Here is a 20,890-nt window from a genome sequence, read left to right as displayed (position 1 = left end):
CCGCCAGCTTCTTCCTCGCCAAAGACCCGAAGGTGGGTGTATGTTTTTTAAGTTGGATCTCCGTGCAATGGGATGACGGAGAGCTTTTATGAAAGTTCTTATTGTCGACGATCATGCATTAATCCGCGAGGCGTTGCACGCTGTCGTGAAACAACTGAAGCGAGACTCCGTCACTTTTGAAGCTTCGAACGGCCGTGAGGCAGTGCACATAGTCGAGGAACATCCTGACATCAGCCTCATTTTGCTTGATATCAATTTGCCTGATCGAGATGGCTTCTCTGTCCTCCGCGAACTGCGTGACCGCTATGCGACCATTGCTATCGTCATGCTCTCGTCCTCGGATGATCAAGATACAGTCAAGCGCGCTTTCAAACTTGGCGCTCTGGGTTTCATCCCGAAAACGACCGAACGTGAGGTCATGCTCAACGCCATCAAGTTGGTGTTCTCTGGCGGCATTTACATTCCCTCGGAGATTCTTGAGGAACCAACGTCTCCGCGGCTTACAAATAAGCTAGCGGCGCGCGACTCTCCCAAGGGTCTCGGGTTGACCGATCGGCAGATTGAAGTGCTGGCGCTCCTGATGAAGGGAAAAAGCAACAAGATCATTGCCAAGACCCTCGATATGGCCGTGCCGACAGTGAAGAACCACATCACGGTCGTTCTCAAGGCACTCAATGTAACGAGTCGCACCGAGGCAGTAATAGAAGTAGGAAAAATGGGCTGGGAATTGTCGCCGAAATCTGATTCATAACGCCGCCCCGGTGTCTCTCCTATCGTCTTGATCCCTCAAGAACTCGTGCATCACAGCGCGGAGCCGCATTGGGTCGACAGGTTTGTGCAGCAAAATGTACCCTCTATCCTTAGCGTCACGTAATGGTTCGGGTGCCGTATCGCCGCTGGTGAGGATAGCTGGAATTGATGAGCCAAACGCCGCACTAATTTGTTCAACTGCTCGGATCCCGGTCTTTCCGCTCGCAAGATGATAATCCGAGATTATAAGATCGAGGCGTTGTTGGCGCTCAGCCAGTCGGATAAGCGCAGCTTCGTCGGATCCGGCGGTAAGGACGGAGTATCCCCATTTGCCAAGCAATCCGCCCGTCTCCTCTCGCACAATTGGAGCATCGGCAATAACAAGAATTACCTTGCCTTCGACCGCAACGACTGCGGGGCGAGGTGAGTCGACGGGCTCCGTGGACGTGACGCATTTATCGGCCATCGGAATCAAGATTGCGAATCGCGAACCTCGGCCCACGGTCGAAGCTAAGTCGACTTGATGGTTGAGAAGTACGCGAAGCCTGTCGACAATAGCCAGGCCGAGCCCCAGGCCGCCGTACCGGTTCCGTTCTGGGCCGGGTAGTTGAAAAAACTCGCCAAAGATATTCTGCTTCTGATCCTCAGGAATGCCGGGACCGCTATCCCATACTTCGATACGCAACATTTCACCGCGCCGACGACATCCGACGATGATCCCGCCCCGTAACGTATAGCGCACAGCATTGGATACCAGATTGAGCAGTATGCGTTCGAGCAGCATGGCGTCGCTCCGCACCCAGGCATCACTTCGCCGAACGCGTAGACGCAAGCCTTTTTCTCGCGTTGCCTGATCAAACGTAGTCTCAATTGTTTGCAACAGGCGCGCGATCGGGAATTCGGTAATTTTGGGTGTAAGGATTCCAGCATCGAGCCTGGAAATATCCAGGAGCGAGTTGAACATTTCGTCCATTTCTTTGCGCGTTGCATCGATCCGCTCGATCGTCTTTGTCCTTTCCCCCGATTTGAGCGGCGTGCGCAGCTGCGCAACGAACAGGCCTAGTGCATGTAATGGCTGCCGCAAATCATGGCTTGCCATGGCAAGAAAGCGCGATTTTGCTGCATTGGCGAGCTCCAGCTCTTGCGTACGCTCTGCAACCTTCCGTTCGAGTTCCATGTGCGCGTGGCGCAGACTTTCCTCCGCTTTCTTGCGCACCTCGACGTCGGCGCTCAGTAACAAACTTGGAACGGTAATACTGATCAAGAACATCAATACCAGCAGGAATGAAACGTTGAGATCCACGGTCGTGAAGGGGCCGCCGCCCGCGAGCGTCCCCCAAATCGTGATCCCCGCAAGCACCAGCGCAACCGTTGCGGTGTCACGTGGACCGCGGCGCAGCGCCGCCCACAACATTGGCAGGATCGCAAGAAAACCCAGTGGATTTCGGCTCGGCGTTTGCTCGATCAGGGGGCTGAAAGCAATGAGTCCAACAGCCGCCGCTGTTGCGAGGACGCCGACCGTCTCCAAAAATTCCTTGCGGTTGAAAGCATGGTAGGGGCTTGATGCCCAAAGCACGATAACGGGGGCAATGACCAGCGCGCCGGTCACATCTCCCAGCCACCATGTGACCCAGGCGTTTGCGAAATTCGTCCGTTCGATGTACCCGGCGGTTGCCAGGCTGGACAGTCCAATGGTGGCGCTGATCGGTGTCGCGATCACGAGGCAAATCAGGGTAAACTTCGCGACAGAATTTGGCGTCGAAAACGTATTACATCCGCTCGACCATCGATTGATTAGGTAAGCGCCAACAACCGCTTCAAGAGAGTTACCGGTCGCAATCGCAATTGCGGTGGCAACCGAGCCGGCGGTCGCCGCATTGGCGATCACCGCCGCCGTGAAGATTGCGGGCCAAGTCCGATATCCCCACAACAGCACCGCCGCCAGCGCGACACCTGTCGGTGGCCAAATTGGCGTTGCACTGGGATGAATAGAGGCGAGAGCAAGGCCACCTTTTGCCAGGGCGAAATAGATCAGTCCAATTGCGACCAGACCGCCGGCATAGCTAATGCCTCGGCGGAAATTTATCTCCGGCGATAGTGATCGTGGATCGGACATCGTCGACGCCTGGACTAGGCAGTTGGATCGTCCCCCACAACTGATCTTTGATCTTCTTGATGAAGATCTGCGAAACATTAATCCTCTTTAGGGACTCGTGCGACCATCTCAAGGTTGCACACGCGTTCGAGCCGGACTTAGCTAGCGCTCGCATGAGGCCGATACGGGCGAGCATCGCAGGCCCGCCGTGTTCTGCAACTGACCTGCCACCGAAGTTTCATCCACGAGCATTTAGAGTCCTGTTGGGTTTTAAGCCGAGTGGCGCGGGTGCAGCGGCGATTGGCGGAGCTGGTCGAGGTTGCGCCGCCGATCGCCCGTTGCGGGGAGGTTGGCGGCATAGGCCGCAGGGGTCTGGTATTTCAGTGAAGAGTGCGGCCGCTCGCCGTTGTAGTCCGTGACCCAGGCGGCGAGCTTGCGCCGCGTGTCGTCGAGGCCGAAGAACAGCGTTTCGTTCAAGAACTCGTCGCGCATCCGGCCGTTGAAGCTCTCGACAAAAGCGTTCTGGATCGGCTTGCCGGGCGCGATGAAGTGCCAGTCGATGGCGTTGTCCTTGCACCAGGCCAGCATCGCATTGCAGGTGAACTCGGTGCCGTTGTCCGAGACGATCGAACCCGGCTTGCCGCGTCGGGCGACGATAGTGGTCAGCTCCCGCGCCACCCGCCGGCCCGAGATCGAGGTGTCAGCGATCGCTCCCAGGCTCTCCTTGGTGACGTCGTCGACGATGTTGAGGATACGGAAGCGCTGTCCTGGGGCGAACTGGACACGTCCATGCCGCCAAACTTGGTCTTCCAATTGTAGAACGTCGCCTCCGATATCCCGTGCTTGCGGGCAAGATCAGCCGTCTTCGCGCCGGCCTCGTGCTCTTTCAAAACCGCGATGGTCTGCTCTTCCGTGAACCGCTTACGCTTCATCTGTCCGTCCTTCGTCAGGCCGGACTCTAAATCCTTCTGGAGGAAATTCTTAGGGGCAGGTCACGAGGAGCAAAGCGACGAAGCAATCCAGAATTCTGGCGTGGCTTCTGGATTGCTCCGATTCGCTCGCAATGACGGAACGTCGGCTTGGCCACGATCTCAACCAAACACGTACATCTTCAGATCGCGCATTCGCCTCACTCGTCTGATCTGATCATCGGACGGGGCGTTTGGCGTCTTGTGAAGCGGAGCGTTGCGATGCAAAACAGACAATCTCGCGATGAGACCGACTGGATCAGCGTGATCGCGATCGTCTCAGTCTTCACGATCGCCAGCCTTGCGTTGCATTTCGGCTGGATGCTTCGCTAACGCTCCATTCCGCTACGCCGCTTTCTTCTTCTCCGCGAGGTCGGCGAGTTCCTTCAGGATATCGGTGGTGCCGGCGAGCCGCTCCTCGGGCGTCTCCCAGACCTGCAGGAACACGACCTTCATGTCGGGGCGCACCTTGGCGGCCTGGCCGTGGCGCTTGATGAAGGCGACGAGACGATCGGGATAGGCGAAGCTGTTGTCGCGGAAGGCGATGACCGCGCCCTTCGGGCCGGCATCGACCTTCTCGACATTGGCCCTGCGGCAGTAGTTCTTGATCGCGGCGACCTTGAACAGATAGCGCGTCTCGTCCGGCAGCTTGCCGAAGCGGTCGCGCAGCTCGACCGCGAAGTTGTCGATCTCGTCGTCGGTCTCGAGATCGGCGAGCCGGCGGTACAGCGACAGTCGCACCGAGAGGTCGGAGACGTAGTCCTCGGGGATCAGCACGGGCATGCCGATCGTGATCTGCGGCGACCAGCGGTCGACGGTCGGCTCGGTGATGCCCGCCTTGAGGTTCTCGATCGCCTCCTCCAGCATCGACTGATAGAGCTCGAAGCCGACCTCCCTGATGTGGCCGGACTGCTCGTCGCCGAGGAGGTTCCCGGCGCCTCGGATGTCGAGGTCGTGGCTGGCGAGCTGGAAGCCGGCCCCCAGCGTCTCCAGCGACTGCAACACGCCCAGGCGCTTTTCGGCCAGGGGGCTGATCTTGTGCGTCGACGGCAGGGTGAACAGCGCATAAGCGCGCAGCTTGGAGCGGCCGACGCGGCCGCGCAGCTGATAGAGCTGGGCAAGGCCGAACATGTCGGCACGGTGCACGATCAGCGTGTTGGCGCGGGGAATGTCGAGGCCGGATTCGACGATCGTGGTCGACAGCAGGATGTCGAACTTGCCGTCGTAGAACGCCCCGATGATGTCCTCGATCACGGTCGGCGCCATCTGGCCGTGCGCGACGGCGACCTTCATCTCCGGCACGGTCTTGTCGAGGAACTCCTTGACCTCGGCGAGATCGTCGATACGCGGCACGACGTAGAACGCCTGACCGCCGCGATAGCGCTCACGCAGCAAGGCCTCGCGGATCATCACGGGGTCGTGCGGCGCGACGAAGGTGCGAACGGCGAGACGATCGACTGGCGGCGAGGCGATGATCGACAGCTCGCGCACACCGGTGAGAGCGAGCTGCAAGGTGCGCGGGATCGGCGTTGCCGACAGGGTCAGCACATGCACCTCGGCGCGCAGCTGCTTCAGCCGCTCCTTGTGGCTGACGCCGAAATGCTGCTCCTCGTCGACGATGACGAGGCCGAGATCGCGGAACTTGATCGCCTTGCCGAGCAGCGCATGGGTGCCGACGACGATGTCGACCGAGCCGTCGGCGAGGCCCTTCTTGACCTGATTGAGCTCCTTGGTCGAGACGAGGCGCGAGGCCTGCGCGACGTTGACCGGAAAACCCTTGAAGCGCTCAGCGAAAGTCTTTGCATGCTGGCGCGCGAGCAGCGTGGTCGGCACGACGACGGCGACCTGCTTGCCGTCGAGCGCAACGGCGAAGGCGGCACGCAGCGCCACCTCGGTCTTGCCGAAGCCGACGTCGCCGCAGACCAGCCGGTCCATCGGACGTCCCGCTTCGAGATCGGCGAGCGTCGCCTGGATAGCAGCGAGCTGATCCTCGGTCTCGTCATAGGGGAAGCGCGCGCAGAACTCGTCATAGAGGCCGGCCTGCACCGGCAGCTTCGGCGCCTCGTGCAGCATGCGCTCGGCGGCGATCTTGATCAGCTCACCGGCCATCTCGCGGATGCGGTTCTTCAGCTTGGCCTTGCGCGTCTGCCAGCCGGAGCCGCCGAGCTTGTCGAGCTCGACGTTGGTCTGGTCGGAGCCGTAGCGCGACAACAGCTCGATGTTCTCGACCGGCAGATACAGCTTGGTCTCGCCGGCATAGCGCAGTTCGAGACAATCATGCGGCGCGCCGGCGACCTCGAGCGTCTGCAGCCCGACGAAACGGCCGATGCCGTGATCGACATGGACCACGATGTCGCCGATCGCGAGGCTCGTCACCTCCGAGATGAAATTGTCGAGCTTGCGGCTCGCCCGGCGCGGCCGCACCAGGCGGTCGCCGAGAATGTCCTGCTCGGAGATGACGGCGATCTGGTCGGTCTCGAAGCCGGTCTCCAGGCCCAGCACCGCGAGCATGGTCTCGTTGCGCGGCGTCGCCTGCACCACGCGCCAGGTGTTGACGCTGGTGACATGGATCAGCTTGTGGTCCTTCAGCATGCTCGCCATGCGGTCGCGCGAGCCCTCGCTCCACAGCGCGATCACGACCTTCTTGCGCACCGATTGCAGCGCCTGCACGTGCGCCACCACGGCCTCGAATACGTTGACGGCGGAATCGTTGCGCTCGGGCGCGAAGTTGCGGCCCTGCCGCGCGCCGATGTCGACGACGTTGGCGCTCTCCGGCACCGCGAACGGAGTGACACGCGCCAGCGGGACGGCGGCGAGCCGCTCGGCCCATTCGGAGGACGTCAGATAGAGGCGGTCGACCGTCAGCGGCTTGTAGATCGCCCCGCCGCCGGGATGCTCCATCGCCTCGCGGCGCGCGTCGTAATAATCGATGATCTGCTTGAAGCGCTCGCGCGCGGCGTCCTCGCCCTGCGGCTCGATCACGATGGGTGTGTTCGGCAGATAGTCGAACAATGTCTCCATCTTGTCATGGAACAGCGGCAGCCAGTGCTCCATGCCGGGATAGCGGCGGCCTTCGCTGACGGCCTCGTACAGCGCGTCGTCGCGCTCGGGCGCGCCGAACTCGGCGACATAGCCCATGCGGAAGCGGCGGATGGTGTCGGTGACGAGCTGGAATTCAGAGACGGGCACGAGATCCAGCGAACGCATGTCGAGCAAGGTGCGCTGCGTCTCGGCGTCGAAGGTGCGGATCGACTCCAGGCTGTCACCGAAGAAGTCGAAGCGCACCGGCTGGTCGAGGCCGGCGGGAAACAGGTCGAGAATGCCGCCGCGCACGGCATATTCGCCGCTCTCGCGCACGGTCGACGAGCGGTGATAGCCGTTATGCTCGAGCCAGGCGACGACGGAGTCCATCGGCACGACATGGCCGGGCGCGACCGACAGCGCCTGCCCGGCCATGGTGTCGCGCGCCGGCACGCGCTGCACGATGGCGTTGACGGTGGTCAGCACGATCAGCGGCTTGTCGCTGCCGGCGAGGCGCGACAGCCGCGCCAGAGTGGTGACGCGCTGGGCCAGGATGCCGCCATGCGGCGAGACGCGATCGTAAGGCTGGCAGTCCCAGGCCGGGAACTGCATCACCGGCAGGTCCGGCGCGAAGAAGTCGAGCGCCCGCGCCAGCTGCTGCATCCGATTGCCGTCGCGACAGACCACGGCGAGGCTCACCGCCGGCGGCTTCGGCTTGGCCGCGACCGCCCGCGCGAGATCGGAGACGACCAGGCCTTCGGCGCCCTCGGCGACATTGGCGAGCGTCAGCGCGCGCCCCGGCGCGAGATGCTCGGCTGGCGACTTGACCGGGCTCTTCATCAATCGGCGTCCACCGCGCGGAACGCCTTGATGCGCTCGAACAATGCCGGGGTCTGCTCCGGCGGCAGCGGCCGGGCGCCGGTCACCGCGGCGTAGAAATCCGGGTCCGGAACTTCCAGAAGCTGTTCGAGCTCGGCCAGCTCGCTCTCGGAGAGGCTCCCGATCTCGGCATCGGCGAAGCGGCCGAGGATCAGGTCCATCTCACGGGTGCCGCGATGCCAGCAGCGGAACAGGAGCCGCTTGCGACGGTCGTCTAGGCCTTGGCTCGATCGGGTCGTTCCGGTCATCGCGATATTCCTGCAGGACAACGCCAAAAGCCCGGACGGTGCCGGGCGCGGTTCGATATAGCGGCACGCAGCGCTCCTGTCAGCCCTCCCAGGCTGCAGAACCGGCATGCCCGGCACCTGAAACCTGAGAAAAAGACGTGGATGTCTTGGCATTCGCGGCTATTCCGGCTCTCAAACCGCTTTAAGTGTTCGGTCCATGCGCCCAAGCGTTCTCAATCCCCTGTTCGCGCCGGTCACCACCCTCTCCGGGGTCGGGCCGAAGCAGGACAAGCTGCTGCGCTACCTGCTCGGCTGCAGCGAGACGCCTCGCCTGGTCGACCTGCTCCTGCATCTGCCGGCCAGCGTGATCGACCGCCGCAACCGGCCCAAGGTGCGCGACGTCGCGGTCGGAACCGTGGTGACGCTCGAAGTCACGGTCGATCGCCACCGCCCCTCGCGCAACGCCCGCGCGCCGTACCTCGTTTACGCCAGCGACGAGACCGGCGACGTCGTGCTGACCTTCTTCCGGCCCAAGGGCGACTACATCGAGAAGATGCTTCCGGTCGGCGCCAAGCGCTACGTCTCCGGCACCGTGCAGATGTATGACGGCGTGCCGCAGATCGTGCACCCCGACCGCATCCTGGATGAAGCGGGGTTTGCAAAACTCTCCGGCATCGATCCGGTCTATCCGCTGACGGAAGGCCTCGCACTCGGATCGTTGCGGCGCGCGATCGCCGCGGCGCTGACCAAGCTGCCCGAGCTGCCGGAATGGATCAGTCCGGAGGTGCTCAGCCGCTGCGGCTTCCCCTCGCTGAAGGAGGCGCTGACGCGGGTGCATGTGCCGCAGGAGCTGACCGACATCCTGCCGGAAAACCCGTTCTGGTCACGGCTGGCCTTCGATGAGCTGCTCGCCGGCCAACTGGCACTGGCACTGGTGCGGGCGCAATTGCGCCGGCCCGCGGGCAACCGTCATGCCGGCGACGGCCGTCTGCGCCGCAAGATCATCGATGCCCTGCCTTACGCGCTGACGAACTCGCAAGCCAAGGCGATCGAAGCGATCGCCGCCGATCTCGAAAAGCCGGTACGCATGCTGCGGCTGCTGCAGGGCGACGTCGGTTCCGGCAAGACGGTGGTGGCGCTGCTGGCGGCAGCCGCCGTCGCCGAGGCCGGCAAGCAGGCGGCCCTGATGGCCCCGACCGAGATTCTGGCGCGCCAGCATGCCAAGACCATCACGCCGCTCGCCGAGCGCGCTGGGATGAACGTGGCCATTCTCACGGGGCGCGAGAAAGGCAAGGAGCGTCGCGACATTCTTGCGCGTCTGGAGGCCGGCGAAATCGACCTGCTGGTCGGCACCCACGCGCTGATCCAGGACGACGTGGTCTTCAAGTCGCTCGCGCTCGCCATCGTCGACGAGCAGCATCGCTTCGGTGTGCGCGAGCGGCTGGCGCTGACCTCGAAGGGCGAGGCCGTCGACGTGCTGGTGCTGTCGGCGACGCCGATCCCGCGCACCCTCGTGCTGACCTATTTCGGCGACATGGACATCTCCGAGCTGCGCGAGAAGCCGGCCGGCCGGCAGCCGATCGACACCCGTGCGGTCGCCGACACCAGGCTCGGCGAGGTCATCGACGCGGTGGGGCGCGCGCTCGATGCCGGCAAGCTGGTGTACTGGATCTGCCCGCTGGTCGAGGAATCCGAGGCCGAGGGCATCGATCATCTCACCAATGCGACGGATCGCTTCGAGAGCCTGCGCGAGCGCTTCGGTGCCAAGATCGGCCTCGTCCACGGCAAGATGAAGGGCAGCGAGAAGGACGACGTCATGGGCCGGTTCGCGGCCCATGAGTTGCGGCTGCTGGTTGCGACCACCGTGGTCGAGGTCGGCGTCGACGTGCCGGCCGCCAGCATCATGGTGATCGAGAATGCCGAGCGCTTCGGCCTCGCGCAGTTGCACCAGTTGCGCGGCCGTATCGGCCGCGGCTCGGAAGCGTCGACCTGCATCCTGCTCTATCACGAGCCGCTGGGGCAGATGTCGAAGGCGCGGCTCGCCGTGATCCGCGAGACCACCGACGGTTTTCGGATCGCCGAGGAGGACCTCAAGCTGCGCGGTGAAGGCGACGTGCTCGGCATCCGCCAGAGTGGCCTGCCCGGCTATCGCATCGCCCGTCCCGAGGTGCATGCGCAACTAATTACGCAGGCGCGCGACGAGGCGCTGCGCATCCTCAAGGAGGATCCCAAGCTGAAGGGCCCGCGCAGCGACGCGCTGCGCTGCCTGCTCTATCTCTACGAACGCGACGAGGCGATCCCGCTGCTGACGGCGGGCTGATATGTCGTAGGGTGGGCAAAGCGACGCCAAAGGCGGCGCGTGCCCACCATGTCGATGGTCGTAAAGAACAGCGGTGGGCACGTCACACCGCGCGTTGCGCGGTGCGCCTTTGCCCACCCTACGAGTCTATGACGCCGGCTTATTCACCTTGCAGCTCTCGGCGAACGCCACCAGCTGCGCCGCATCGGTGCCCTGCCCCTGCACGTCCGCCGCAATGTGCTCGAACAGCCGGGCAAAGCCTTCGTAGATCAGCGCGGCCGGATGGTCATCACCCAGGAAGCCCGCGATCTCGCGCATTTCGGCGACCCAGCGATAGGCCTTCGGCAGCATGTCCGGCAGCGCATTGGCAAGCCGCGCCTGGACGTGCGGCAGGCTCAGCGCCAACTCGTCGCGCAACGCGTCGGCGGCGCCGGCGCGGGTGGCGGCCAGCACCATCGCGGCGCCGAGCCCCGTCAGGCCCTTGTTGATGCCCGCGTAGGACATCTTCAGCGCCGAAGCCGCGCCGATCGGCCCTTCGATCCGGCGCAGATCGAGCCCGAGTTGGCCCAGCACGGCGACATCAACGGCCGCCTCGCCGCTCACATACAACGCCGGTCCCTTCGTGCCCGGCTTCGGCGGCAGACCGATGATGGCGGCATCGACCAGACGCGCGCCCGAGGACAGCACGATGTCCTCGATGGTCCGGATGGTGTCGACGTTGACGGCGTTGCAGTCGACGATGACGGGCTTCTTCGAACTCCGGTTGATGACCGTCGCGAGTTGCTCCGCCAGCGCCACAGCCTCGCCCGGCGGCACGATCGACAGGATGATGTCGGCATTGGCGATCTCGGCGTCGCTGGCGCCGACCATGCCGGATGCGGCCGCCCTCGCCCGCGTCGCCGCGCTGCGCTCCTCGAGCGAAGTCAGAACCTTGCAGCCGTGCTCCACGAGACGGGCGGCGATGGCGCTGCCCATGGCGCCGGGCGCGATGACGGCAATGCTGGGAGGCATGATGACGCTCCGATTCCAACGATGGTCTCTAAAACTATGCCCACCCCATGACAAAACTGAAGGCACGAAAACGAAGGGCAGCCCTTCCGGGCTGCCCTCGCCTTGGCCGCAACGTCAGCGCCCCCTCAGAGCCCCCGAGAACGCTGGCCGCCGCGGCAGACCTCAGAACGCGATCTTCAAGCCTCCGCTGCCGAAGAAATCGTCTCCCCCCGTGCGTCCGATGGTGCGCGATACGTTCACCGTCAGCGCCACATTGCTCCAGAATGGCGCCACGACGCCGGCGCTCACCCGGCCGTAGACGTTGTGCGAGGTGCCGTTCGGAATCGTCCAGTTGTTGACGATGACGGGCGCCGAGGTCGCGTTGTACTGGATCAGGCGGCCGTTGCCGATGATGTCGTCATCGAGCGTCAGGTTCAGGTACGGATTGATGACGTTGCCCTGCACCTGGAACGGGGTGCGCAGCTGCACGCCGACGCTGCCGATCAGGGTCTCGGCGGTCTGCGAGCCGACCGCGAGCGTCAGCGCAGGATCGCCGGTCTCGGTGTAGCCGTCGACACGGGCGCGGGCATAGGTCAGCCCGCCGATCGGTCCGAGCTTCGCCGTGCCTGCATCGAACAGGTAACCGGCCTTCCCGGCCGCGACGAAGGTGGTGCCGCCGGGATTGGAGGTGATGGTGTCGACCACGCCCGGCCGCGTGTTGCGATAGTCCTGATGGCCGATCGTCGCCAGGCCCTCGGCAAACAGGTTGCTGCTGGCCCAGGCGCCGTAGAGGCCGAACTGATAGGAGTTGGCATCCGTGGTGCCGGCGCTGTTGAACAGCCTCGCCTTCGGATTGGAATAGTCGAAGGCGGTACCGATCATGGCGTTCGCCGACAGCCGGTACTCGACGCCAATTGTGCCGCCGATGCTGTCGAGATTGAAGCCGTTCGAGGCGGCGCTGCCCTGGCGGTCGCTGACGCCGCCATTGCCCTGCATGTAGAACGACCATGGGCTGACCGGCGCCAGCGGCGGCGCCTTGGTGTAAGGGGACTTGGCGTAAGGCGCCTTCGTCACGGCGGCAAAGGAATTCATCGTCGACGGCGCGAAGCCGGTGGTCTCGCGGAACTGATCCAGCTTGCCGAACAGCGTCGAGGCAAACCCCATCGCCGTGATCGAGGCCACCTCACCCTGCGGCGCGAAGGTCAGCGGCGCGTTGAGGCGGTTGACGATATACTGGCCCAGCACCTCGAAGCCGTGCGACGTCAGGTGCACGCCGTCGACATAGAACAGATACTGGTTCTGCAGCGCCGGATTGCCGATGCACGCGATCGGACAGGCGCCGACATTGGTGAAGCCATAGCGCTGTGGATTGGCCTGGATCAGCGTCCCCACCAGTCCGGTGTCGACATACTCGACACGTACGCCCGAACGCGCGACGCCTGCGAGCGACTGCTGCATCAGGCTGTTATAGGTCGTGCTGTAGGCCTTGCCGGCCGGGGCATTGGCGTTGCCGACGGCCTCCGGCAAGGTGCTGACATCGCCGGCCGTGAACACGATGCTGCGCGCGCCGTCCCCGACCAGCGCGTTGATGCCGGCCATGGCCTGCTGGGCCGTGACGGCCGCGGCCGTCGGCGCTCCAGCGAGCGAGCCGCCGGCGCGGTAATAGGCCCGCGCATCGTTGCCGCCGACCGAGATTTCGACCAGGTCGGTCGACGAGATCCTGCCGGAGAAGCCCGTCAGTCCGCTCCATTCCTGGAAGAAGCCGGGAATGCCGGGCGCCACCACGTTGGTGTTGCCGGCCATGGCGCCGCCGATCGCGTAGTTGAGCTGGGGAATGCCGAGCAGCGCCGAGGTCGTGTCGACGAAATTCGTGCCACCGCTGAAGCGGCCGGTGGGATAGAGCGGCAGCTTGCCGGCGCCGCCGGTGAAGGTCCAGAGATTGCCCGTGTCGGCGTAGCTGTCGCCAAATGCCTGAATGCGCGTATAGGTGGTCTGGGCTGCTGCCGGCCCCGTCAGTTGCAGGGACGCCGCGGACAGCGCGACCGCGCACAACAATGTCGTCCTACTCACAGGCATCCTACGCGCCTCCCCAACGCCCTACTTTTGTTTGCCCGATGTTTCCATGGTGACCATTCGAAACACCACCGCCCGCTGGTTGTAGGAACGACGACATCCGTGGCTGTGCTTTCCCCGCATCATCATGCAGTGCAAAGCGCCGCGACGCGCACGTTTGCCCGCTGGGCGGACCGGACCGCCAGCGACCATGCTCACGAAGGCTGCTGACAGAATCTGGCAGAGGGCTCGGCTAGTCGTGTGGCTGAAGCGCTGCAGACGGCGCCGCCACCGGAGAAACGACGATGCCCGACTTCAATTTTCTGATCCTCTACGTCGACAACCCGCCGAGGAGCGCGGCCTTCTATGCGGATCTGCTCGGCCGGCCCGTGATCGAACAATCGCCGACGTTCGCCATGCTGCCGCTGCGCGAGGGGGTCATGCTGGGCTTGTGGTCGCGGCACACGGTCGAGCCGACAGCGACAGGCGCAGCAGGCTTCGCCGAGGTCGCGTTCGCGGTCGGCAATGCCGGCGAGGTCCAGAGGCTGCACGACGACTGGAAGGCGCGCGGACTCTCGATCGCGCAGGCGCCGACACGGATGGATTTCGGAACGACGTTCGTCGCGCTCGATCCGGACGGGCATCGGCTGCGCGTGTTCGTTCCGCAGGATGCGGCCTAGCTCTTCCGCAGTGGCTAGCCTTTCGCGCCAGTCGGCCTTTTAGCCTAGTCTGCTTTCAGCCTAGTCCGCCTTGGCCGGCTCCGGCTCGCGATGCGGCGATGGCTGCGCGGGTGCGTTGGCGAGGCGCGCGGTGTTGGCCATGTTGGCCAGCGCCGCGACCTTTTTCTGCTGGTCGGATCCCGGCTGCACCACGCCGCATGACATGATCAACGTCGCCGCGTCCTCGGCGCTCATGTCGACCTCGATGATCTTGCTCCGCGGCAGATAGAAGAAGAAGCCCGTGGTGGGGTTCGGCGCGCACGGCAAGAACACCGAGATCTGCTCGTCGTCACCGGGCAGGCGGCTCGCAATCTCCGTGCTCGGCGGCTGCGAGATCAGGACGATCGACCACATGCCCGGCGACGGAAACTCGACCAGGCCGACTCGGCGCAGGCTCGAGCCCTTGCCCGAGAACAGCGTCTCGAACACCTGCTTGAGGCCGCGATAGATCGCCCGCACCGCCGGGATGCGGCCGAGCAGCCGCTCGCCGAGGTCGACCAGGGTGCGGCCGATCAGGTTGGCCGTCAGGAAGCCGAGCAGCGTCAGTCCGATCACGGCCACGATCAGGCCGGAGCCGGGCACGCCGAACGGCAGATAGGTTTCCGGACGATAGACCAGAGGCACGAACGGCCGGACCAGCCCGTCCACCCAGGTCACGAACCACCACGTGATGTAGAGCGTGATGGCGACGGGTCCGGCTACGACGAGGCCGGTCAGGAAATAGTTGCGAAACCGGAACATCAGCCCATGGTGGGGCGTCTCGGCCGGAGCATCGGCCAAGGGATCGGTCTCTGGCGGCAGGTCGTCGCGGGAACTCATGCGAACTTCCGGGTCGGATCAAATCTCAGCTAAGGGTCTTAGCAGATTTTTGAAGGGCAAAGGCCCTCTTTCCGACACATGCGCGCTTTGCCGCTGACCTGTGGCCCGGCAGCCGGACACCCATTTCAGGCGGAAGGTGCTTCAGGTCCGTGGCGGCGAGTTGCGACGCGGACGGCCGAACGCGGCGCCCTAGGCGCTGCGCAGCGGCAGGGCCAGCCCGACCGCCACGAAGATGCCGCCGCAGACCTGGTTGAAGCGCCGCCCAACCCGCGCGAGCCAGGGGCGAACCTGGGCCGCCGCGCTGGCGATGGCGTATTCGGTGACGAACTCGGTCACCGTATAGGTGACGGCCACGACGGCGAACTGCACCGCCAGGCTGCGATCGGGATCGATGAACTGCGGCAGCAGCGCGCTGAAGAACAGCAGGCATTTCGGGTTGGTCGCCGCGGTCAGGAAACCCTGGCGGAACAGCGCGTGTCCTCTGGCCGTCACGGCTTGGTCGGCCAGATCGACGCCCACCGGCGGCGCGAGCCACAACTTGCCCCCGAGCCATGCGAGATAGAGCCCGCCCACCCATTTCAGGACCACGAGCCAGGTGATCGACGACTGCACCAGCGCACCGATGCCGAACATGCACAGCGCGATGACGAGGATGAAGCCGATCAGGCCGCCCGCGATCGTGAACAGCGTCCTGCGTCCGCCGTGCAGCGCCCCGTGCGTCAAGGCGAGCAGGCCGTTCGGGCCTGGCGTCAGGGAGATCCCCACGGACGTGACGAAGAACAGCAGCCAGGTGTTGAGGGTCATCCCGATCCCCGTGATCAAGCGAACCGACCGATCCGCCGGGCCGGACGTTTGCCTATTCCACCGTGACCGACTTCGCGAGGTTGCGCGGCTGGTCGACGTCCGTCCCCATCACCACGGCGGTGTGGTAGGCCAACAGCTGCACCGGGATGGCGTAGACGATCGGCGTGAACGTTGCGGCCATATCCGGCATGGTGATCGTCACCAGCGAGTCCACGGTCGCCTCCTCGGCTCCCTTGGCGTCGGTCATCAGGATGATCTTGCCGCCGCGCGCGGCGACCTCCTGCATGTTCGACACCGTCTTCTCGAACACGCGGTCATAGGGCGCGATGACGACGACCGGCATGGTCTCGTCGATCAGCGCGATCGGCCCATGCTTGAGCTCGCCGGCGGCGTAACCCTCGGCGTGGATGTAGGAGATCTCCTTCAGCTTCAGCGCGCCTTCCAGCGCCAGCGGATAGGAGGTGCCGCGGCCGAGATAGAGCACGTCCTTCGACTTCGCGATCTCGCGGGCGAGCTTCTCGATCTGCGGCTCGGTCGTCAACGCCGCCGCGATCAGGCGAGGCACCTCGACCAGGCCATGCACCAGCTTGGTCTCGTCGGCTTCCGAGAGCTCGCCGCGGCCGCGACCTGCCGCGATCGCGAGCGCCGCGAGCACCATCAACTGGCAGGTGAAGGCCTTGGTCGAGGCAACGCCGATCTCCGGGCCAGCGAGCGTCGGCATCACGATCTCGCTCTCGCGCGCAATCGTCGAGGTCGGCACGTTGACGACGGAGAGCGTGTGCACGCCTTGCGACTTCGCATAGCGCAGCGCCGCCAGGGTGTCGGCAGTCTCGCCGGACTGCGAGATGAAGATGGCGAGATCGCCCTGGCGCAGCGGCGCCTCGCGATAGCGGAACTCCGAGGCGACGTCGAGTTCGACCGGCACGCGCGCGAAGCGCTCGAACCAGTACTTGGCGACGAAGCCGGCGTAGCTCGCGGTGCCGCAGGCGGTGATCGAGATGCGCTGAATGTCCTTGAAGTCGAACGGCAGCCGCGCCGGCAGCACTACGCGCTCGGCGCCCATGTCGACGTAGCGCGCCAGCGTATGGCCGACGACCTCCGGCTGCTCGTGGATCTCCTTGGCCATGAAGTGGCGATAGTTGGCCTTGTCGACCAGGAACGACGACGCGCCGGATTTCAACACGTCGCGCTTCACCACCGCGCCCGAGGCGTCGTGGATGATGCCGGAGTCGCGGGTGATCTCGACCCAGTCGCCGTCATCGAGATAGCTGATCGTGTCGGTGAACGGCGCCAGCGCGATCGCATCCGAGCCGAGGAACATTTCACCGTCGCCGTAGCCCATCGCGAGCGGCGAGCCCTTGCGCGCACCGATCAGGAGGTTGCCATGACCCTTGAACAGGAAGGCCAGCGCGAACGCACCCTTCAATTGCGGCAGCGACGCAGCCACGGCCTGCTGCGGCGAATGGCCTTTCAGCAAATAGGAGTTGACCAGATGGACGACGGTCTCGGTGTCCGTTTCCGACGCGAACCTGGCGCCCTGCTTTTCGAGCTCGGCCCGTAGTTCGCGAAAATTCTCGATGATGCCGTTATGTACCACGGCAACGTTGTCAGTCGCATGCGGATGCGCGTTGCTCTCGGTCGGCTTGCCGTGGGTCGCCCAGCGCGTGTGACCGATGCCGGCGTGCCCCTTCAGCGGATGCTGCTCGAGCCGCTTCTGCAGGTTCTTGAGCTTGCCCTCGGCGCGCCGCCGGTCCAAATGATCGCCCTCGAGCGTGGCAACGCCCGCGGAATCGTAGCCGCGATATTCGAGACGTTTCAAGGAATCGACGAGATGCTCGGCAACCGGCCCGCGTCCCAGGATCCCGATGATTCCGCACATCAGCGCTAGTCCCCAAATCGTCGAGAGAGATTCAAAAGCGTGGCATTGTCTTAACGAAAACCGCGCGCTTTCAGGATTCAATAATTATTGCGGATTGCGACAGGGTTAAGTGGGAGCCCTAACCGAGGGCCTGCATGCAACTCCGGTTTGATGCGGAGGTCCGGTTCGGAGCGCACTTAACGTCCGGTCAACGCTTTCGCGCAGAGACTGTCGCGTCGGAGAGGACGCCATGACCTATAGCCGCCGCCCAACTGATCCCAAAGGCACCAGCCCGCTGAGCCTGTCGCATCCGACCTCCGGAAGCCATCTGGCGCACTGGCCGCCGCCGGCCTTGAGCAGCGAGCTCAAGCCGATGCCGATCAAACATCGCGCCAACGAGCCCGTCAAGCACGCCACCCGCCGCGGGTGGCGTTTGACACGTGCGATGTTCGCTGAGTTCCAGGACGACGAAAGCTGATTTCTCAGCTCACTTCTTGTGGCGTTGCTTGGCATTCCGGAAGCGCGCCGCAGCGCCCTCACGCGTCGTCTGCGGGCTCCGCTCGAGCGCCAGCGCATCATCGGGCACGTCGCGCGTGATCACCGAGCCAGAGCCGATATAGGCGCGGGCGCCGATGGTGATCGGCGCCACCAGCGAGGTGTTGGTGCCGATGAAAGCGCCCTCGCCGATATTGGTCTTGTGCTTGTTGAAGCCGTCATAGTTGCAGGTGATGGTGCCGGCACCGATATTGGCATTGGCCCCAACATGGGCGTCGCCGATATAGGACAGGTGATTGACCTTCACGCCCGCCTCCAGCACCGCGGCCTTGGCCTCGACGAAATTGCCGATCTTGGCGCCGTCTCCGAGTGTCGTACCGGGCCGCAGCCGCGCAAACGGCCCGAGCAGGCTGTTCCGGCCGAGCTTGGACTGCACGATGTGCGAAAACGAATGCACCACCGCGCCGTCGCCGATCGACACGCCGGGGCCGATCACGACGAACGGCTCGATGGTCACGTCCTTGCCGAACGTGGTATCCGCAGCGAGGTAGACGGTCTCCGGCGCGACCAGCGTCACGCCTGCATCCATCGCCGCGCGGCGCAGCCGGTTCTGCATCACCGCCTCGGCTTCGGCGAGCTGCGCCTTGGTGTTGACGCCGCGCACCTCGTCCTCGGAGGTCTCGATCACGACCGCCTCGAGCCGCTGCTCGCGCGCGATCGCCACCGCATCGACCAGATAGTACTCGCCCTTGCTGTTGGCATTGCCGATCCTGTCGAGGATCGCGAGCGCGCGACGGCCGTCCATCGCCATCACGCCGGCATTGCACAGCGTGATCGCCCGCTCCGCTTCGCTTGCATCGGCCTGCTCGCGGATCGCGACCAGCTTCGATCCGTCGAGCAGAAGGCGTCCATAGCCGGTCGGATCGGCGGCGCGGAAGCCGAGCACGGCGAGCGCTGCGCCTTCCACGAGCGCTGCCCGCAGCCGCGCGAACGTCTCGGCCGTGATCAGCGGCGTGTCGCCGAATGCGACCAGCAGATCGTCTGCGCCGCGCGCGATCGCCTGCCGCGCCGCCAGCACCGCATGCGCCGTCCCCAGCCGCTCGCGCTGAACGAAGATATCCGCGTCGGGCCGCAGGCGCCTGGCTTCCTTCTCGACCGCTTCGTGCCCTGGCCCCACCACCACGGCGATGCTGGCGCCATCGCCTTGCGGCGCCGCCGCCAGGACGTGCGCGAGCAATGATTCGCCGGCGATGGGATGCAGCACCTTGGGGACGCTCGTGCGCATCCGCGTGCCCTCGCCTGCCGCAAGCACGATGGTCAGACTGGATCGAGCGGTCATGAAACACCTGGGATGAAGGGAGCGCATAGGTCGCGCTGTCATAATGCGTTTTCTGCGCGGGGCAAACCGCACCCGCTGAAGCCCCTGGTGGTTTTCCTGTTAATGTTCGCTTCGTGATTCGATTAAGGCAGGTTCATGGCTAAGGACTCCCGCAAATCCGCCGGCACAAATGGAGCTGAGAAGACGGGGGCGACTCTGTCCGGACTGTTTGCCGACGAGAACGAGTTCGATCGCCGCGCGCTGTGGCGACTCAGCTGGTGGGGGGCTGGCGCCGTCGGCGCCGTCGGCCTGGCCGTTTTCACCAATCAGGCGGCACAGGGATGGCGGCAGGACCGTGTTTCCGCGGCCGATCTGTCGCGCCAGGCACAATTGCTGCAGTCGCTGGCCCGCGAGACGCAAGGCGAGGCGCGCCAGCTCGGCGCGGCCATCGAGACGCTCAACACCGATCGCGACCGGCTGTACGCGCGCGTGACCGTGCTCGAGCAGGGATTGGACTCGGTGACCGGCGCGCTGGCCAAGCAGAGCGCCCAGGCAACCGCCAATCCCGCCCCCGGCGGCAAAGTCGCACCCGCGCCGCAGATCGCGGCCGTGGAGTCCCAGGCCACGGTGGCGGCCCCATCGAGTTCCGCGGCGTCCAGCCCCTTGCCGGCCTACGCGAACGCGTCGCCGTTCATGCCGATTCCCAACGGGGCCGCCGGAATCAATCCGGCTCAGCCCGGTTCCCCGGCGGCTGCCGCGAGCGCCGACAAGACGAAACAGGAGCAGTCCAGGCCGATGTCGGCCGGGCTGTCGGGTGCTTCGTCATCGTCCGTCTCCGCCGCTCTGTCGCCGCCCCCACCTGCACCCGCCGTCGCGGCGACCGGTTCCCAGTCGCCTGGTGGCGCACCGGACCCGGCCGGCAAGCCGGCCGAGACCGACAAGCTCGCAAAGGCTGAGCCCGCAGAGGCCGCCGCCAAGGGCAATGACAGCACGGACGTCACGGTCACGGCGGTCCAGAAGACCGAATTCGCAGTCGATCTCGGCGCGGCCAGCTCGCTCGGAGGATTGCGGGCGCTGTGGCGGGATCTCGTGAAGACCCATGCCGACCTCGCCTCGCTCAGGCCGATCATCATCCTGAAGGAAGGCCGGAGCGGTCCGGGCATGCAGCTGCGACTCGGCGCCGGCCCATTGGGCGACGCGGCCACGGCGGCGAAGATCTGCGCGGTGCTCGCCGAGAGCCGGCGCGCTTGCGAGACCACCGTCTATGACGGCCAGCGCCTCGCAGTCCGTGAGGAGCCGGAGGGGGCCGAGGCGGCCAAGCCGGGCGCTCCGGCGGCTGCCGCCCTGAAGCCGGTGCAGCGTCGGCGCACGTTTCAGCCGCAGGCCCAGCAGCAGCGCCACGGCAAGCGCGAGGAGCCGCCGCCCACAGCAGCAGCACCAGCGCCGCCGCCGGCAGAGGCGCCCAAGCCCGAGCAACCGTCGGCGCTGTCGTCGTTCTTCCGCCGCTCCTGAGCCTCAAATCATCGTGCAGCCAAAGCCGGTTGGGACGGATTGTGAAAGCAGTCCGCGAACCGGCTTTGCGGCTTGTCCGACGAT

The 20,890-nt window shown here is 64.9% G+C and carries 14 protein-coding genes and 1 pseudogene; 5 read left to right on the top strand and 10 right to left on the bottom strand.

From position 1 onward, the window contains the following. Positions 1-88: 88 nt before the first annotated feature. Positions 89-751 (top strand): response regulator transcription factor, encoded by a 663-nt coding sequence (locus tag QX070_RS15590; protein ID WP_315737907.1) that lies wholly within the window; start codon positions 89-91, stop codon positions 749-751. On the opposite strand, the gene QX070_RS15585 is transcribed toward QX070_RS15590, so the two are convergent. From QX070_RS15585 to QX070_RS15570, 4 genes and pseudogenes are all read right to left on the bottom strand, one after another. Continuing rightward, entirely contained in the window at positions 746-2,866 is a 2,121-nt protein-coding gene (locus QX070_RS15585) for an MASE1 domain-containing protein (protein ID WP_315737906.1), read from the bottom strand. The genes QX070_RS15590 and QX070_RS15585 overlap by 6 nt on opposite strands. Before the next feature lie 217 nt (positions 2,867-3,083). Further along, positions 3,084-3,777, bottom strand: a pseudogene (locus tag QX070_RS15580) (integrase core domain-containing protein). Between the two features lie 381 nt (positions 3,778-4,158). Then, positions 4,159-7,674, bottom strand: coding sequence for a transcription-repair coupling factor (gene mfd / locus QX070_RS15575; protein ID WP_315737905.1), 3,516 nt, complete (start codon positions 7,672-7,674; stop codon positions 4,159-4,161). Next, the gene (locus QX070_RS15570) at positions 7,674-7,961 is read right to left on the bottom strand and encodes a succinate dehydrogenase assembly factor 2 (protein ID WP_315737904.1); all 288 of its coding nucleotides are present in this window, start codon (positions 7,959-7,961) and stop codon (positions 7,674-7,676) included. Before QX070_RS15570 ends, mfd begins: the two co-directional genes overlap by 1 nt. Positions 7,962-8,157: 196 nt before the next feature. Between QX070_RS15570 and recG the strand changes: the two genes are divergently transcribed. Next, complete coding sequence (gene recG / locus QX070_RS15565) at positions 8,158-10,260, top strand: ATP-dependent DNA helicase RecG (RefSeq protein ID WP_315737903.1); 2,103 nt, start codon at positions 8,158-8,160, stop codon at positions 10,258-10,260. A gap of 126 nt (positions 10,261-10,386) precedes the next feature. Here recG and QX070_RS15560 read toward each other — a convergent pair whose 3' ends face one another. Both QX070_RS15560 and QX070_RS15555 read right to left on the bottom strand, forming a co-directional pair. Further along, positions 10,387-11,250, bottom strand: a complete 864-nt coding sequence (locus tag QX070_RS15560) for an NAD(P)-dependent oxidoreductase (RefSeq protein WP_315737902.1) — start codon at positions 11,248-11,250, stop codon at positions 10,387-10,389. Positions 11,251-11,412: 162 nt separating this feature from the next. Beyond that, positions 11,413-13,305 (bottom strand): autotransporter domain-containing protein, encoded by a 1,893-nt coding sequence (locus QX070_RS15555; RefSeq protein WP_315737901.1) that lies wholly within the window; start codon positions 13,303-13,305, stop codon positions 11,413-11,415. 281 nt (positions 13,306-13,586) lie between these two features. Between QX070_RS15555 and QX070_RS15550 the strand changes: the two genes are divergently transcribed. Then, positions 13,587-13,961: a VOC family protein gene (locus QX070_RS15550; RefSeq protein WP_315737900.1), complete on the top strand. Its 375-nt coding sequence runs from the start codon at positions 13,587-13,589 to the stop codon at positions 13,959-13,961. A 60-nt stretch (positions 13,962-14,021) separates the two neighbouring features. On the opposite strand, the gene QX070_RS15545 is transcribed toward QX070_RS15550, so the two are convergent. The 3 genes from QX070_RS15545 to glmS form a co-directional block, all read right to left on the bottom strand. After that, complete coding sequence (locus tag QX070_RS15545) at positions 14,022-14,819, bottom strand: DUF502 domain-containing protein (RefSeq protein WP_315737899.1); 798 nt, start codon at positions 14,817-14,819, stop codon at positions 14,022-14,024. Positions 14,820-15,008: 189 nt separating this feature from the next. After that, on the bottom strand, positions 15,009-15,623 hold the full coding sequence (locus QX070_RS15540) for a LysE family translocator (protein ID WP_315737898.1): 615 nt from the start codon (positions 15,621-15,623) through the stop codon (positions 15,009-15,011). 52 nt (positions 15,624-15,675) lie between these two features. Then, on the bottom strand, positions 15,676-17,502 hold the full coding sequence (gene glmS / locus QX070_RS15535; protein WP_315737897.1) for a glutamine--fructose-6-phosphate transaminase (isomerizing): 1,827 nt from the start codon (positions 17,500-17,502) through the stop codon (positions 15,676-15,678). Positions 17,503-17,731: 229 nt separating this feature from the next. Between glmS and QX070_RS15530 the strand changes: the two genes are divergently transcribed. Beyond that, positions 17,732-17,959: a hypothetical protein gene (locus QX070_RS15530; protein ID WP_315737896.1), complete on the top strand. Its 228-nt coding sequence runs from the start codon at positions 17,732-17,734 to the stop codon at positions 17,957-17,959. 9 nt (positions 17,960-17,968) lie between these two features. On the opposite strand, the gene glmU is transcribed toward QX070_RS15530, so the two are convergent. Next, positions 17,969-19,315 carry a bifunctional UDP-N-acetylglucosamine diphosphorylase/glucosamine-1-phosphate N-acetyltransferase GlmU gene (glmU, locus tag QX070_RS15525; RefSeq protein ID WP_315737895.1) on the bottom strand — a complete coding sequence of 449 codons (1,347 nt, stop codon included), beginning with the start codon at positions 19,313-19,315 and terminating at the stop codon, positions 17,969-17,971. Between the two features lie 135 nt (positions 19,316-19,450). Here glmU and QX070_RS15520 point away from each other — a divergent pair, with 135 nt between their 5' ends. Beyond that, on the top strand, positions 19,451-20,806 hold the full coding sequence (locus tag QX070_RS15520) for a hypothetical protein (protein WP_315737894.1): 1,356 nt from the start codon (positions 19,451-19,453) through the stop codon (positions 20,804-20,806). Positions 20,807-20,890 lie beyond the last annotated feature (84 nt).

The sequence above is a fragment of the Bradyrhizobium sp. SZCCHNR1093 genome, assembly GCF_032381175.1.
Classification (GTDB): domain Bacteria; phylum Pseudomonadota; class Alphaproteobacteria; order Rhizobiales; family Xanthobacteraceae; genus Bradyrhizobium.
Note: the sequence above shows the minus strand (reverse complement) of the source record. Positions and strands in the feature narration are given on the sequence as shown.

Excerpts from the sequence above, each read along its gene's own strand:
- QX070_RS15590 (WP_315737907.1), top strand. The coding sequence starts at position 89 with ATGAAAGTTCTTATTGTCGACGATCATGCATTAATCCGCGAGGCGTTG.
- QX070_RS15585 (WP_315737906.1), bottom strand. The coding sequence starts at position 2,866 with ATGTCCGATCCACGATCACTATCGCCGGAGATAAATTTCCGCCGAGGC.
- mfd (WP_315737905.1), bottom strand. The coding sequence starts at position 7,674 with ATGAAGAGCCCGGTCAAGTCGCCAGCCGAGCATCTCGCGCCGGGGCGC.
- QX070_RS15570 (WP_315737904.1), bottom strand. The coding sequence starts at position 7,961 with ATGACCGGAACGACCCGATCGAGCCAAGGCCTAGACGACCGTCGCAAG.
- recG (WP_315737903.1), top strand. The coding sequence starts at position 8,158 with ATGCGCCCAAGCGTTCTCAATCCCCTGTTCGCGCCGGTCACCACCCTC.
- QX070_RS15560 (WP_315737902.1), bottom strand. The coding sequence starts at position 11,250 with ATGCCTCCCAGCATTGCCGTCATCGCGCCCGGCGCCATGGGCAGCGCC.
- QX070_RS15555 (WP_315737901.1), bottom strand. The coding sequence starts at position 13,305 with ATGCCTGTGAGTAGGACGACATTGTTGTGCGCGGTCGCGCTGTCCGCG.
- QX070_RS15550 (WP_315737900.1), top strand. The coding sequence starts at position 13,587 with ATGCCCGACTTCAATTTTCTGATCCTCTACGTCGACAACCCGCCGAGG.
- QX070_RS15545 (WP_315737899.1), bottom strand. The coding sequence starts at position 14,819 with ATGAGTTCCCGCGACGACCTGCCGCCAGAGACCGATCCCTTGGCCGAT.
- QX070_RS15540 (WP_315737898.1), bottom strand. The coding sequence starts at position 15,623 with ATGACCCTCAACACCTGGCTGCTGTTCTTCGTCACGTCCGTGGGGATC.
- glmS (WP_315737897.1), bottom strand. The coding sequence starts at position 17,502 with ATGTGCGGAATCATCGGGATCCTGGGACGCGGGCCGGTTGCCGAGCAT.
- QX070_RS15530 (WP_315737896.1), top strand. The coding sequence starts at position 17,732 with ATGACCTATAGCCGCCGCCCAACTGATCCCAAAGGCACCAGCCCGCTG.
- glmU (WP_315737895.1), bottom strand. The coding sequence starts at position 19,315 with ATGACCGCTCGATCCAGTCTGACCATCGTGCTTGCGGCAGGCGAGGGC.
- QX070_RS15520 (WP_315737894.1), top strand. The coding sequence starts at position 19,451 with ATGGCTAAGGACTCCCGCAAATCCGCCGGCACAAATGGAGCTGAGAAG.